11 protein-coding genes are annotated in these 13,467 nt (G+C 60.2%); 7 read left to right on the forward strand and 4 right to left on the reverse strand.

Annotation, left to right across the window (positions count from 1 at the left end):
- Nucleotides 1–214, forward strand: a 214-nt coding sequence (locus tag HX821_RS31675) for a hypothetical protein (protein ID WP_218182507.1), incomplete at its 5' end; no start/stop codon positions are given.
- Here HX821_RS31675 and ccoM read toward each other — a convergent pair.
- Together ccoM and HX821_RS29705 are read right to left on the reverse strand one after the other, a co-directional pair.
- The gene (gene ccoM / locus HX821_RS31950) at nucleotides 211–327 is read right to left on the reverse strand and encodes a cytochrome c oxidase subunit CcoM (protein ID WP_003210916.1); all 117 of its coding nucleotides are present in this window, start codon (nucleotides 325–327) and stop codon (nucleotides 211–213) included. The two genes, HX821_RS31675 and ccoM, sit on opposite strands and share 4 nt — an antisense overlap.
- 143 nt (nucleotides 328–470) lie before the next feature.
- The gene (locus HX821_RS29705) at nucleotides 471–728 is read right to left on the reverse strand and encodes a hypothetical protein (protein ID WP_146014684.1); all 258 of its coding nucleotides are present in this window, start codon (nucleotides 726–728) and stop codon (nucleotides 471–473) included.
- 37 nt (nucleotides 729–765) lie between these two features.
- Between HX821_RS29705 and HX821_RS29710 the strand changes: the two genes are divergently transcribed.
- The 3 genes from HX821_RS29710 (at nucleotide 766) to HX821_RS29720 (ending at nucleotide 3,390) form a co-directional block, all read left to right on the forward strand.
- Nucleotides 766–1,638 carry a LysR substrate-binding domain-containing protein gene (locus tag HX821_RS29710; RefSeq protein WP_102368259.1) on the forward strand — a complete coding sequence of 291 codons (873 nt, stop codon included), beginning with the start codon at nucleotides 766–768 and terminating at the stop codon, nucleotides 1,636–1,638.
- An 88-nt stretch (nucleotides 1,639–1,726) separates the two neighbouring features.
- Entirely contained in the window at nucleotides 1,727–2,197 is a 471-nt protein-coding gene (locus HX821_RS29715) for a RidA family protein (protein ID WP_003210913.1), read from the forward strand.
- On the forward strand, nucleotides 2,194–3,390 hold the full coding sequence (locus HX821_RS29720; protein WP_371316191.1) for an aminotransferase class V-fold PLP-dependent enzyme: 1,197 nt from the start codon (nucleotides 2,194–2,196) through the stop codon (nucleotides 3,388–3,390). Before HX821_RS29715 ends, HX821_RS29720 begins: the two co-directional genes overlap by 4 nt.
- On the opposite strand, the gene HX821_RS29725 is transcribed toward HX821_RS29720, so the two are convergent.
- Complete coding sequence (locus HX821_RS29725; RefSeq protein ID WP_008430424.1) at nucleotides 3,387–3,728, reverse strand: hypothetical protein; 342 nt, start codon at nucleotides 3,726–3,728, stop codon at nucleotides 3,387–3,389. The two genes, HX821_RS29720 and HX821_RS29725, sit on opposite strands and share 4 nt — an antisense overlap.
- A gap of 216 nt (nucleotides 3,729–3,944) precedes the next feature.
- Here HX821_RS29725 and rapA point away from each other — a divergent pair, with 216 nt between their 5' ends.
- The gene (gene rapA / locus HX821_RS29730) at nucleotides 3,945–6,791 is read left to right on the forward strand and encodes an RNA polymerase-associated protein RapA (RefSeq protein WP_102368258.1); all 2,847 of its coding nucleotides are present in this window, start codon (nucleotides 3,945–3,947) and stop codon (nucleotides 6,789–6,791) included.
- A 183-nt stretch (nucleotides 6,792–6,974) separates the two neighbouring features.
- Here the strand turns inward: rapA and HX821_RS29735 are convergent, their stop codons facing one another.
- The gene (locus tag HX821_RS29735; RefSeq protein WP_003210907.1) at nucleotides 6,975–8,321 is read right to left on the reverse strand and encodes an MFS transporter; all 1,347 of its coding nucleotides are present in this window, start codon (nucleotides 8,319–8,321) and stop codon (nucleotides 6,975–6,977) included.
- 281 nt (nucleotides 8,322–8,602) lie between these two features.
- On the opposite strand from HX821_RS29735, the gene HX821_RS29740 reads away from it, so the two are divergent.
- Together HX821_RS29740 and HX821_RS29745 are read left to right on the forward strand one after the other, a co-directional pair.
- Nucleotides 8,603–10,864, forward strand: a complete 2,262-nt coding sequence (locus HX821_RS29740) for a bifunctional diguanylate cyclase/phosphodiesterase (RefSeq protein WP_023659115.1) — start codon at nucleotides 8,603–8,605, stop codon at nucleotides 10,862–10,864.
- A gap of 206 nt (nucleotides 10,865–11,070) precedes the next feature.
- The gene (locus HX821_RS29745) at nucleotides 11,071–13,248 is read left to right on the forward strand and encodes a hypothetical protein (RefSeq protein WP_177037211.1); all 2,178 of its coding nucleotides are present in this window, start codon (nucleotides 11,071–11,073) and stop codon (nucleotides 13,246–13,248) included.
- Nucleotides 13,249–13,467: the final 219 nt, after the last annotated feature.

Below are 13,467 nucleotides of genomic sequence, written 5' to 3' on the forward strand. Positions count from 1 at the left end.
GGCACCGAGTGGTGGGGCAAAGCGTTTTTTGGTTACTTTTTTAGGCGTTTGTAAAAAAGTGACTCGCTGTAAGAGCGAAACCATAAGTAGCCGTTACCGCAGCAACGGATATGTACACAAATCAAAAAATCCAAATCAAAAAATCCAAAACAAAAAAAAGGCGACCGAAGTCGCCCAAAATGCCTTGCGTGCTCATATATCCGAAAAGACCTAAGGCCTCTTACGCTTATTAGCGTCTTTCCAGATAAAAATTCCAAACCCTACAAAGAACATCACCATGAGGCCAACCGTCAGCACTCCGGCAAACACCACATTATCGAAAAACATGACCGGCCTCCTGCACTTGCCCTGTTGCGATAGGGCTAAGTTAACCAAGAAGACGAAAGAAGAAATTGACGAGGATCAATGTCGCCCGCGACGGAGCGTAAAGAAGGGAAATAACTGACCTGCATCAAACGATGCAGGCTATATCAACGCTTTTTCGGTTTGCTTTTCGGCTTTTTCTTGGGCTTCCCCAACGGCATCGCCTGTTCAAACGCCTGGCGCACTTCATTCAGTCGCTTGTCATTCAGATCATGAACACGTTTGGCCCGTTCGGCATTCAGGTCAATCAGCTTGTCATCGTCACTCATGGCTTGGCTTACGTAATGGCTTGGATGCCCCAATAATGCGTCCTGCGCCAATCCCGCGTAAACAAAATCGATGTCATCCCGCGCATTTGCCCGCAAAATCCCCCCATCCCAACCCTCACACAGAGCGTTCGACGTGGCACTGCACAAGGACCTTCCCCCACTCCTGGCCCTGCGCGCCTTTGAGGCCGTGGCCCGGCATTTGAGTTTTATCAAGGCCGCCGCCGAGCTGTCAGTGACCCAAAGCGCCCTCAGCCATCAAGTGCAGAAACTCGAACAGCACCTGGGCAAACCGCTGTTTATCCGACGCACCCGCGCCATCGATCTGACCGAAGACGGCCAACACTACTACGACCAGATCCGCCCCGCCCTCGACACCATCGCCGCCGCCACCCGCCAGCAGCAAACACCGCCCGCCACCAGCGTACTGCGCGTCGGCCTGCTCGCCTCGTTCGCCACCTTGTGGCTGGCACCGCGCCTGGCGGGGTTTCTCAGCCGCTACCCACACATCCAGGTGGAGTTGGTGCCGGCGATTCAGCTGGCAGATGTCGCCGCCGCCGAGGTCGACCTGGCGATTCGCTACGGCAAGGGCGACTGGACCGACGTGCAGGCCACGCGCCTGATGAGCGAAACACTGTCACCCGTTTGCAGCCCGGCGTTCAAGGCCAGCCAACTGGCCAATGGCCCGCTGCTGATGGCCACCTCGCACCGCCCTTTCGAGTGGACCGACTGGTCCCGGCATTATCAGGTGGATGTGGAGCACTACCCCAAGGCGCTGCTGCACGACTACAACATCGTGGTCGAAGCCGCCGTCGCCGGCCAGGGCATCGCGATGGGCCGCCACCGCCTGATCGAACGCAGGCTCAAGGAAGGCACATTGGTGGAGGCCTTCGACTGGCCGCCCTATCAAAGCGAGATCGGTTACTGGCTGATTGCCCCGCATGGCGAAACCAGCACGGCGGCCGCTTGTTTCAGTGAATGGCTGCGGGAAATCTGTGCCGACGCATGAGTGATTTCGATACGTCGAGTTAAATCTATCCGTTTGTCGGCGAAAATCGCCCCGCCCATGCTGAAGACTCTTTCCAAGAGGATTCACCATGAGCCACTCCATCTCGCAACGCGTACAAGCCCTCGGCCTGAGCCTGCCGACACCCAGCCAGCCGATTGCCAACTACGTCAATTACGTGATCAGCCAGAACCAGCTGTTCATCTCCGGCCAAATCCCGCTGCTGGACGGCAAACCCACTTACATCGGAAGACTCGGCGAATCCATCAGCGAAGACGAAGGCGCCAAGGCCGCCGAACTCGCGGCGCTGGGCCTGCTGGCACAATTAAGCGATGCCTTGGGCGATGACCTGTCGCGACTGGTGCGCATCATTCGGTTGGGCGTATTTATCGCCAGCAGCGGTGATTTCCAGCGCCAGGGTGCAGTCGCCAATGGCGCTTCGAACTTGCTGGTCAACGCCCTCGGCGACAAAGGCCGGCATGCCCGTACGGCCGTGGGCGTCGCCAGCTTGCCGGGCGGCGTAGCCGTGGAGATCGACGCGATTTTCGAGTTGCAGCCGTGACTGCGCTGTCCCTGACCGAGGTCCGGGAGCTGCGGGACGAAACGCCGGGCTGCCAATCCGGCATCGTCCACTTCAACCACGCCGGGGCCTCCCTGCCCAGCCAAGGGACGCTTGATGCAATCATTGACCAGTTGCAGCGCGAAGCCCGCGACGGCCCGATGGAGGCCGGCGAACACGGTGCACTGCTGACAGAAAAAGCCCGTCGCGCCGCCGCGCAACTGCTCAATGCGCCCGTGTCATCGATTGCCTTCGCCAGCAGTGGCTCGACCGCCTGGAGCATGGCGTTCCAGGCGCTCGGCCCGTGGCAGCCAGGCGACCGCATTCTGGTGGGCCGCCACGAATGGGGCGGCAACCTGGCGAGCATGCAAACGGCCGTGCAATCGGGTGCGCAAGTAGAAGTGATCCCCTGCGATGAAACCGGCGCGGTCTCCGTCGCCGGGCTGGAAGCCATGCTCGACGCCCGGGTGCGGCTGATCGACCTGACCTGGCTCCCCGCCAACAGCGGCTTGATCAACCCGGCCGAGGCCATCGGCGCGTTGGCCAGGCGTCATGGCATTGCCTATTTCATCGACGCCGGGCAAGCCATCGGCCAGGTGCCTGTGGATGTGCAAGCGCTGCACTGCGATGTGCTCAAGGGCGCCGGGCGCAAGCATCTGCGCGGCCCACGCGGGACCGCCCTGCTCTATGTGCGGCCGGATTTTCTCGAGCGCCTGAACCCGGCCCAACGCGATGTGTTCTCGGCGCCCTGGAGCCCTGCGGGATTTGACTTGCGCAACGACGCCCGGCGCTTTGAAACCAGCGAAGTGTCGTTCGCCTTGCTGGCAGGCCTGGGCAATGCGTTGCTGGAGGTCAATCGATTGGGGGTCGAGCGGGTCCGCGAGACGGTCCGGCTGTTAAGCGAAACAATCCGTGAACAATTGCGCCGAATCGACGGGATTACCTTGCATGACCTGGGAACCAGCGCAAACCAGTCCGGCCTGATCGCCTTCAACCTGGCCGGCTGGGACGCCTTCGAGCTCAAGCGCCGCCTGGGCCTCAAGCGGATCAATATCGGTGCCAATGGCGTGCCCTACACTCCACTGGACATGCAGGCCCGCGAGCTGGACAGCGTGGCGCGAATCTCCGTGAGCTACCTCAATACGGCGCAAGACATCGAGCAACTGATCGCCGCCCTGCGCGAACTGCGGGATTAAACCTCGACGTCCACCCACAAGCCTTGCCGTGGTGCGTCTTCAATCAACGGCACCACCGGCACGGTGTTGTCGGCGTTGAGTTCGTCACCGGGAACAGCCAGGTGCTCCTGCGAGTCTTCATCGGCTTCGCGGCGACGCTTTTGCTGTTCCTGCTGGCGACGTTGCTCCTCGCGCAGCAGCAAAGCCGCTTCCTCGGGATCGCGCTTTTGCAGGTCGATGGTACTTTCGTTGGAGCCTGGCTGGACCGGCGCCACGGGCGGGATATCCGGCTTCTGGCGCACCGGGTCAAGCTGCGACGTGACCGGCACAACACTCAAGGGCAGCATGGGTGGCAGCATATTATTAGTCTCCTGTTCAGCAGACTGTCGGCTGCGTGGGTGACGACTTGAGCGTCAAGCCGCCAACTTGTGAACCAATCGTCATCTATCCGACGAAGATACCGCCCTTTTTCTTGCCGCTTGTAGCTTAAAGCTCGAAGCTGCACCTATTCCTTTTGGTCTGGAAGCCGTGTTCCGTTAGAATAGTCGGCTTTTTCACGGCGGGAGTCAGGCAGCATGGCGCAGCAGTATCAACCGGGGCAACGCTGGATTAGTGACAGCGAAGCAGAGCTGGGGTTAGGCACCGTTCTGGCACAGGACGGCCGCTTGTTAACCGTGCTCTATCCGGCCACTGGCGACACTCGCCAGTATGCGCTACGGAATGCGCCCCTCACTCGCGTGAGGTTTTCGCCGGGTGACACCATCACCCATTTCGAAGGCTGGAAAATGACCGTGCAAGAAGTCGACGACGTCGACGGCCTGCTGGTCTACCACGGCCTCAATGGGCAGAACGAGCAGGTCACCCTGCCGGAAACCCAGCTCTCGAACTTCATCCAGTTCCGCCTGGCCAGCGACCGTCTGTTCGCCGGCCAGATCGACCCGCTGCCCTGGTTCTCCCTGCGCTACCACACCCTGGAACACACCAGCCGCCAGTTGCAGTCCTCGCTCTGGGGCCTGGGCGGCGTACGTGCGCAACCGATCGCGCACCAACTGCACATCGCCCGTGAAGTTGCCGACCGTATCGCGCCGCGGGTTCTGCTGGCGGACGAAGTGGGCCTGGGCAAGACCATCGAAGCCGGCCTGGTGATCCATCGCCAGTTGCTGTCGGGTCGCGCCAACCGCGTGTTGATCCTGGTGCCGGAAAACCTCCAGCACCAGTGGCTGGTGGAAATGCGCCGCCGCTTTAACCTGCAGGTCGCACTGTTCGACGAAGAGCGCTTTATCGAAAGCGATGCCACCAACCCGTTCGAAGACACCCAGCTCGCGCTGGTGGCCCTGGAATGGCTGGTGGACGACGAGAAGGCCCAGGACGCGCTGTTCGCGGCCGGCTGGGACCTGCTGGTGGTCGACGAAGCGCACCACCTGGTCTGGCACGAAGAAAAAGCCAGCCCCGAGTACTCGCTGGTGGAACAACTGGCCGAAGTGATTCCGGGCGTGCTGCTGCTCACTGCAACCCCTGAGCAACTGGGCCAGGACAGCCACTTCGCGCGCCTGCGCCTGCTGGACCCGAACCGTTTCCACGACCTGCACGCCTTTCGCGCCGAGAGCGAAAACTATCGCCCGGTGGCCGAAGCCGTCCAGGAACTGCTGGACAAGGGCCGTCTCTCGCCCGCCGCCCACAAGACCATCCAGGGCTTCCTCGGCGACGAAGGCGAAGCGCTGCTGACCGCCGTCAACGATGGCGACGCCGAAGCCAGTGCCCGCCTGGTCCGCGAACTGCTGGACCGCCACGGCACCGGCCGCGTGCTGTTCCGCAACACCCGCGCCGCGGTGCAAGGTTTCCCGGAGCGCAAGCTGCACGCCTACCCGCTGCCGTGCCCGGACGAATACCTCGAGCTGCCCCTGGGCGAGCACGCCGAGCTGTACCCGGAAGTCAGCTTCCAGTCGCAGCCGGACGTCGATGAAGAACAACGCTGGTGGCGTTTCGACCCGCGCGTCGAGTGGCTGATCGACCAGCTGAAGATGCTCAAGCGCACCAAAGTCCTGGTGATCTGCGCCCACGCCGAAACCGCCATGGACCTGGAAGACGCCCTGCGCGTGCGCTCCGGCATCCCGGCCACGGTGTTCCACGAGGGCATGAACATCCTCGAGCGTGACCGCGCTGCCGCCTACTTTGCGGACGAAGAATTCGGCGCCCAGGTGCTGATCTGCTCGGAAATCGGCAGTGAAGGCCGCAACTTCCAGTTCTCCCACCACCTGGTGCTGTTCGACCTGCCGTCCCACCCGGACTTGCTGGAACAACGGATCGGCCGTCTGGACCGGATCGGCCAGAAACATGTAATCGAACTGCACGTGCCGTACCTGGAAACCAGCCCGCAAGAGCGCCTGTTCCAGTGGTACCACGAGGCGCTGAACGCGTTCCTCAACACCTGCCCGACCGGCAACGCCTTGCAGCACCAGTTCGGCCCGCGCCTGCTGCCGCTGCTGGAAAACGCCGACGACGGCGAGTGGCAAGGGCTGATCGACGAAGCCCGTGCCGAGCGCGAGCGCCTCGAAGCCGAACTGCACACCGGCCGCGACCGTTTGCTGGAGCTCAACTCCGGCGGCGCTGGCGAAGGTGATGCGCTGGTGGAAGCGATCCTTGAGCAAGACGACCAGTTCACCCTGCCGATCTACATGGAAACCCTGTTCGACGCCTTTGGCATCGACAGCGAAGACCATTCGGAAAACGCACTGATTCTCAAGCCCAGCGAAAAAATGCTCGACGCCAGCTTCCCCCTGGGCGACGACGAAGGTGTGACCATCACCTACGACCGTAACCAGGCGCTGTCGCGCGAAGACATGCAGTTCATTACCTGGGAACACCCGATGGTGCAGGGCGGCATGGACCTGGTGCTGTCCGGTTCCATGGGCAACACCGCCGTGGCGCTGATCAAGAACAAGGCGCTCAAGCCGGGCACCGTGTTGCTGGAACTGCTCTACGTCAGCGAAGTGGTTGCTCCGCGTTCGCTGCAGTTGGGCCGTTACCTGCCACCGGCGGCACTGCGTTGCCTGCTGGATGCCAACGGCAATGACCTGTCGGGCCGCGTGTCGTTCCTGACCTTGAATGACCAGTTGGAAAGCGTGCCGCGGGCCAGCGCCAACAAGTTCGTGCAGGCCCAGCGCGACCAGCTGACGCCGCGGATCAACGCCGGTGAAGAGAAGATCGCCCCGCGTCACGCCGAGCGTGTGGCCGAGGCTCAACGTCGCCTGGCGGCGGATACCGAGGAAGAACTGGCGCGCCTGACCGCGTTGCAAGCGGTCAACCCGACCGTGCGCGACAGCGAACTGGTTGCCCTGCGCCAACAGCGCGAGCAAGGCCTGGCCATGCTCGACAAGGCGGCGCTGCGACTGGAAGCGATTCGGGTGTTGGTCGCGGGTTGATTACCGCCCTGCCCTGCTGAACAAAAAGGCCCGCGCAATGCGGGCCTTTTTTATTCACTTGAGACATCGTTGTTATTGATGGCCTCTTCGCGAGCAAGCCCGCTCCCACATTTGACCGAGTTCCATCTTGAGAATGCGGTCTAATGTGGGAGCGGGCTTGCTCGCGAAGGCGTCACTTCGATCTCAGGCAGTAACCGCCCTGGCCGGCACCTCCACCACCCCCAACCCATCCTTCATCCGCTGGGCATCGCGCACAAAACTGCGGGACGCCTGGAACAGAAACAGCATGGTCAGGAACAGCGCCACCGGAATCAGGTACATGGCGTCATGCAGTCCCACCGCCTTGTAAGCCTCGGTCATCTGCTGGGCACCGTCGGCATACATCGCCGAATGGGCAAAATGATCCGACAACCCGCCCACCACAATCGGCCCCATGCCCCCGCCCAGCAAATACAAGCCGGCGAAGAACAATGCCATCGCCGTCGCCCGCAGGCGCGGCTCGACCACGTCCTGGATCGCCGTGTACACGCAGGTGTAGAAGTTATAGGCAAACAGCCAGCCGACACTGAACAGCGCCACAAACACACCAATCTCGATCCGCCCCGCGTGCAACGCCCAGGCAGTGGTCACTGTAGAGATAATCAAACTGCACGCCGCGAACAGCAGCCGGCCGTTAGCGATGCGTTGATGGATCTTGTCGGCAATCCAGCCGCCCAGGGTCAGGCCCACCAGGCCGGTAATACCGACGATGACACCGGTGGCGACTGCCGCATCCTGCAACGGCAGCAGGAAATAGCGTTGCAGCATCGGCACCAGGAACGAGTTGCAGGCATAGGTGGCGAAGTTGAAGCACAACCCGGCCAGCACCAGCCAGAGGAATGTCGGCACCGCCAGCACCCGGCGAATCGGCCGGTCGACTTTCTCCTGGGAGACTTGCACGGCTTCCGCCGCGCCGCGCTTGGGTTCCTTGATGTAGAACATGAACACCGCAAGGATCAGCCCCGGCACCGCGGCAATAAAGAATGGCGCACGCCAGCTGTCGAACGCCTTGACCATCGCACCAATGGTGAAGAAGGCCAGCAACAGGCCCAAGGGCAGGCCCAGCATGAAGATCCCCATGGCCCGGGCACGGCGGTGGGCGGGAAACAGGTCACCGATCAGCGAGTTTGCCGCCGGCGCATAACTGGCCTCGCCGATGCCGATGCCCATGCGCACCAGCAAAAAGGTCCAGAAGCTGCCCACCAGACCATTGACCGCTGTCAGGCCACTCCACGCCGCCAGGCCCCAGCCCATGAGTTTGCTGCGCGAGCCGGTATCGGCCAGGCGCCCCAGCGGCAAGCCGGCAATTGCATAAACGATGGTGAACGCGGTACCGATGATCCCGAGCTGGAAGTCGCTGAGGTGCCACTCCATGCGGATCGGCTCGATGATGATCGCGGGAATGGTGCGGTCGAAAAAGTTGAACAGGTTGGCCAGGAACAGCAGGAACAGAATGCGCCAGGCATTCGCCGCTTGGGTCGAGTTCTGCATGGGTCCGTCTCTTTTATTGTTATGTGAGCCGCGATGCCAGACGCATCCTGAGCCCGGAACCTGCAATCTAGTCAGCCTCGTGGGGATTGTCTGTAATGATTCGTAAGTCTGATGTCACTCCATCGGGCGACCCGGGCGGTCATCCCTAATCATTTGGTTCTAGTTGTTTATAAAATCATCGCCAAATAATTAGAAGCAATCTGCCATCAATCCTTGTAACTCGCTCACGCTCTCTATACTGAAAGACGCAGTCAGACTAAAACTCTGTGACGGGACATGCTATGGAATGGCTTGGTTTGCATTTTTTTACCGACCTTCCGGACAGTGGGCACTTATTACTCAATTGCAGTCATAACCCCTTTCTGGTGCTACTGGCGTATGTAGTGGCGTGCGCAGCGGGCTTCGGCACCCTGGACATGGCCGAGCGGGTCGGCCATGTCGACAACCCCAAGGCTCAACGGCACTGGCGCTGGGTAGGCGCGGGCTGCCTGGCAGGCGGCATCTGGTCGACCCACTTCATCAGCATGCTGGCCTTCCAGGCGCCTATCGCGATTCACTACGAATTGATCATGACGTTCGCCTCGCTGCTGATCGCCCTGATCGCGGCGCTGTTCGCCATGCAAACCCTTAGTCATCCAAGGCTGCGCGCCCACCAATATGTGCTGGCGTCGGTGTGGATGGGGCTGGGTATTGCGCTGATGCACTACGTGGGCATGTCGGCCATGCGCTCCGAGGCGGGCGTGTATTTCGAGACTGGCTTGTTCCTCGCCTCTGTGTTGATCGCGATCGGCGCCAGCCTGGCGGCGTTGCTGCTGTCGCTGTACCTGCGCAACGGCACCGGCATGTTCCATCAATTGCTCAAGTACGCGGCCAGCCTGGTGCTTGGCGCGGGCATTATCAGCATGCACTTCACCGGCATGGCGGCCATGCAGCTGCTGGTACCCGAAGACCTCGTACAGTCGGCACTGCCGGTGGACAACAACCCGGTCCAACTGGGGCTGCTGGTGGCGGTCATCGCCCTGCTGGTGATTGGCAGCAGCATCAGTGCTGCCCTCGCGGACAAGAAGCTGCAACACAAGGAAACCGACCTGCGCCGGGTCAACGCCCTGCTCACCGAACTGGACCAGGCCCGCGCCTCGCTGCAACAGGTGGCGCATTACGATGCCCTGACCACCCTGCTCAACCGCCGTGGTTTCAACCAGATCTTCGCCGAGAAACTCGCGGAAAAAACCGCCACCGACGGCATGCTGGCGGTGATCTTCCTGGATATCGACCACTTCAAGCGCATCAATGACAGCCTCGGCCATGACGCCGGCGACGAACTGCTGACGGTGCTGGCCGGCCACATCAAAAGCTCGGTGCGCAGCCATGACGACGTGGTCGCGCGGTTTGGCGGTGACGAATTCTGCATCCTGATCAGCATCCATCACCGCGATGAAGCGCGGCACATGGCCCAGCGCATCATGCAGAAAATGAAAGACCCCATCGAACTGGCCGGCCGGCGCATGGTGATGACCACCAGCATCGGCATCAGCCTGTTTCCCGAAGACGGCAAAACCAGCGAAGAGCTGCTGAAGACCGCTGACCTGGCGCTGTATCAGTCCAAGGATGCCGGGCGTAATAGCCTGAACTTCTTCAGCTCCAACCTGAAAACCCGGGCCTTCCTGGAACTGCAGCTGGAAGAGGAACTGCGCGCCGCACTGCGGGGCAAGAACGAGTTGGTGCTGTTTTACCAACCGATACTTGACCTGAAAAAAGGCAGGGTCACGCGCCTCGAAGCCCTGGTGCGCTGGCAACACCCCCAACATGGCCTGCTGACCCCGGACCGGTTCATCGGCATTGCCGAAAGCAACGGGCTGATTGCCGAACTGGATCACTGGGTGCTGCGCCAGGCCTGTCACGACCTGAGCCTGCTGTCGGAGCAAGGCCACACTGAATTGGTCATGGCCGTGAACTGCTCGGCCCTCAACCTGACGCGTGACGAGTTGGCCGATGAGATCGAAAACGCCCTGCGCTTCGGCGGGATCGCGGCCAATCGCCTGGAACTGGAAGTAACCGAGAACGCGCTGATGGGCAATATCAGCAGCACCCTGGCATTGCTGCGGCAAATCCGCGCCCTGGGCGTGTCTCTGTCCATCGACGACTTCGGCACCGGCTACTCGTCCCTCGCCTACCTTAAGCGCCTGCCGTTGAACACCTTGAAAATCGACCGTTCATTTATCCAGGATATCCCCAAGTCGAACGCCGACATCGAGATCGTCCAGGCCATTATCGGCATGGCCCACACCCTGCACCTGCAGGTGGTGACAGAGGGCGTGGAAACCCTGCAACAATTTGAAGTGGTCCAAAAACACGGCTGTGATTTTGTTCAGGGTTACCTGCTCAGCGCTGCGGTGCCGTTGAGTGATATCAGCGCGGTGATCAACAGCCTGGACCAGAACAACCTGTTCAGCCTGCTGGGCCTGACGGGGGGTGACCCCGCGCCGAAAGACCCGCCTTCGGGTCGTGCGGGCCCGGCGTCCATCGTTCGGCCAATTCGCTGACGCCGAAAATTTGGCAAATCGCCATCATTTCACTAAAGAACTCCGACGAACGGCCGATTCATCAGAGTCCGGCCAGGCTTTCCCCTTAAAACCCTAGGGTTAAACCCTATCGCCCAAGACCCGGACGCACTGTAAAGTCGCGATCTCTCATTCTGTGATGGCTATTTGATACTTACTCAGCCATCCGTCCAGGCACATGGCGCACAATGACTTCTAAAAATAACTCTGCCACCGCGGTATCCGACGTGTTGCTGACAGCCCCTGCGGAAAAACCCTCAGGTTCAAAGTCATTGAGCACCGCCCGCCCGCTGGCCACCCAGCAGTACCTGTACTTCACCGAGACCAACACCGACCGCATCCTCGACAACCTCGACGGCCTGCGCGACATGGTGTTCCCGCGCGCACCGCACCTGGAAGTCGACGGTGAACTGCGCAATGAGCAGGAATTCCCCTCGGTGTGCCTGATCGGCCTGGGCCGCTGTGGCTCCAACATTGCCCTGGATGTGGCAGAGCTGGTGTACAACGCCCGCAAGTTCTACCTCAAAGAATTCAGCAACGAAGACAAATCCACCGACAAGGGCTACCGCCCCGCCCAGTGGATTCGCAACAACCTGCGCCTGGGTTCGAACAAGGGCACCAAACCGGTGTTCCTGGTCGAGCCGCTGGTGATGCTGGGCGACCTGGACAAGGACATTGCCGGGCGCATCCGTTTCTCGCGCAAGGGTGAGAAAAGCGGTTTCCTGCGGGACTACAGCAAGATGAAAATCATGGACCTCTCGGAAGTCCATGCCGGCGGCGCCGGTAACGCGCCGATCCTCGGCCAGTACCTGGCCAAGATCATCCTCAACAAAGACACCCAGCGCTTCTCCAGCCCCGACTGGAAGATGATCCACTCGTACCTGATCGACTCCTGCGGCATCAAGGCCAACCAGTCGCGCCTGTACTTCTCGATCTTCAGCGCCGGCGGCGGTACCGGTTCAGGCATGGCCTCGGAGTTCGGCCTGGCCCAGCAGCACTCGTACATGAACAAGACGTTCGACACCAAGCCTGCCGACGAACACGACAGCAAAAGCGGTCACGCCTTCGTGTTCGAGCCGATCTTCACCAGCGGGATTTGTGTGCTGCCGAACATCTCCGATCACCGCAGCGAAATGTCCGAGGCGCTGCACATCAACGCCGGGCGGCTGCTGTGCAAATACCTCTCGGAAGAATGGGACTTCTCGTACAACTTCGACAATGAAGACAGCAGCGAAGCCAGCGTGAAAGGCCGTATCCGGCCGTGGAACGCAATGATGTTGATCTCCAACGACATCATGCGTTACGCCGAGGAAAGCGATGACGGCAACATCCAGAACATTGATGTCAATGCCATGGAAAAGCACGCCAACCAGTACATCTCGCAGCAGATCTTCAACATTCTGACGGCCCAGGCGGTTACCACCGACTACGACCAGAACTACTTCCGTCGCGCCGGGATCGACATTGGCGAGACCATCCGCCTGGATGCCAACGACCTGTTCATGAGCCTGGCTGGCCCGGTGGCGATTGCCTACGCCGAATCGGTGGTGCCGGAAACGCCGGCGCCTTCGAGCGACAAGTTCAAGGTGTTCGAAAAAGAGCCGCAGCGGCTGAACATCGACGACCTGTTTTTCCGTTCCATTGATCTGCCGCACTTCAACAAGGTGACCCAGGCGATCGAAGGCATCAGCCTGTTGCCGATTGAGTCCAAGCGGTACAAGGCCTCCCTGGAGCAGTACAAGAATTCCGGCTATGACGCGGCGGCGTTGCATGACTTGCACTTCTTCAAGAACTGCTCGTCGGTGGTGTCGATTGTGTCGTTGCCCAAGGATTACAAGCTGTCCTATATGGACCTGAATCGGCTCAAGACGCACCTCAACAGCCTGTTTCCCAATACGACGCTCAAACGGTATGCGCTGGTGATCGGGGCGTCGGCCAACTTGTCGCTCACGACCTTGATCGCTAAAAGCCCGTGCCTGTCGGATGATTTTTTGACGTTGATCGTGGCATTTATCAAGCGCTGTTTTGCGCGTAATCCGTATCGGTTTGATGACACCCTGGATAATTCGATCCTGGATTTCATCATCCATGAGGATTTTGATGAAGACCGGATTGATGAGCTGCTCAACGAGTTCGAGAACCCGGCGAAGATCCTGGATACCAACTGGTATGCGATCAAGCCGATGTACGAGAAGAAGTATCGTGAGTTGATCAACGACAAGGACAAGTTTGTGTCGATCAACGATATTCGTCTGTCGCGGGATTGTGTGAAGAAGGCGATCAAGTACCTGCGTGAGATTTATCGTCACCGGATTGGGAAGACCAAGGTTATTTCGCTGAATAGCCATACCGGGAAGACGGCGTAGGCTTTGTTGCTGAGGTGGGGTGTATATCCGTTATTTGGGTGATGGCTTATATCGGTTCCGCTCTTACAGCGGCTCACTTTTGAACAGCGCAAAAGTAAGCAAAACGCTCTTGCCCCACCACTCGGCACCTCGCCTAGGCTCGGTGTGCCTAAGATCAAAATCAAAAGCTAAAGCGGGCACGGTTCAAATGTGGGAGCTGGCTTGTCGGGTCGCCGCATC

Source organism: Pseudomonas sp. B6001, from assembly GCF_013386015.1.
Lineage (GTDB): Bacteria > Pseudomonadota > Gammaproteobacteria > Pseudomonadales > Pseudomonadaceae > Aquipseudomonas.

Excerpts from the sequence above, each read along its gene's own strand:
- ccoM (WP_003210916.1), bottom strand. The coding sequence starts at position 327 with ATGTTTTTCGATAATGTGGTGTTTGCCGGAGTGCTGACGGTTGGCCTC.
- HX821_RS29715 (WP_003210913.1), top strand. The coding sequence starts at position 1,727 with ATGAGCCACTCCATCTCGCAACGCGTACAAGCCCTCGGCCTGAGCCTG.
- HX821_RS29725 (WP_008430424.1), bottom strand. The coding sequence starts at position 3,728 with ATGCTGCCACCCATGCTGCCCTTGAGTGTTGTGCCGGTCACGTCGCAG.
- rapA (WP_102368258.1), top strand. The coding sequence starts at position 3,945 with ATGGCGCAGCAGTATCAACCGGGGCAACGCTGGATTAGTGACAGCGAA.
- HX821_RS29735 (WP_003210907.1), bottom strand. The coding sequence starts at position 8,321 with ATGCAGAACTCGACCCAAGCGGCGAATGCCTGGCGCATTCTGTTCCTG.
- HX821_RS29740 (WP_023659115.1), top strand. The coding sequence starts at position 8,603 with ATGGAATGGCTTGGTTTGCATTTTTTTACCGACCTTCCGGACAGTGGG.
- HX821_RS29745 (WP_177037211.1), top strand. The coding sequence starts at position 11,071 with ATGACTTCTAAAAATAACTCTGCCACCGCGGTATCCGACGTGTTGCTG.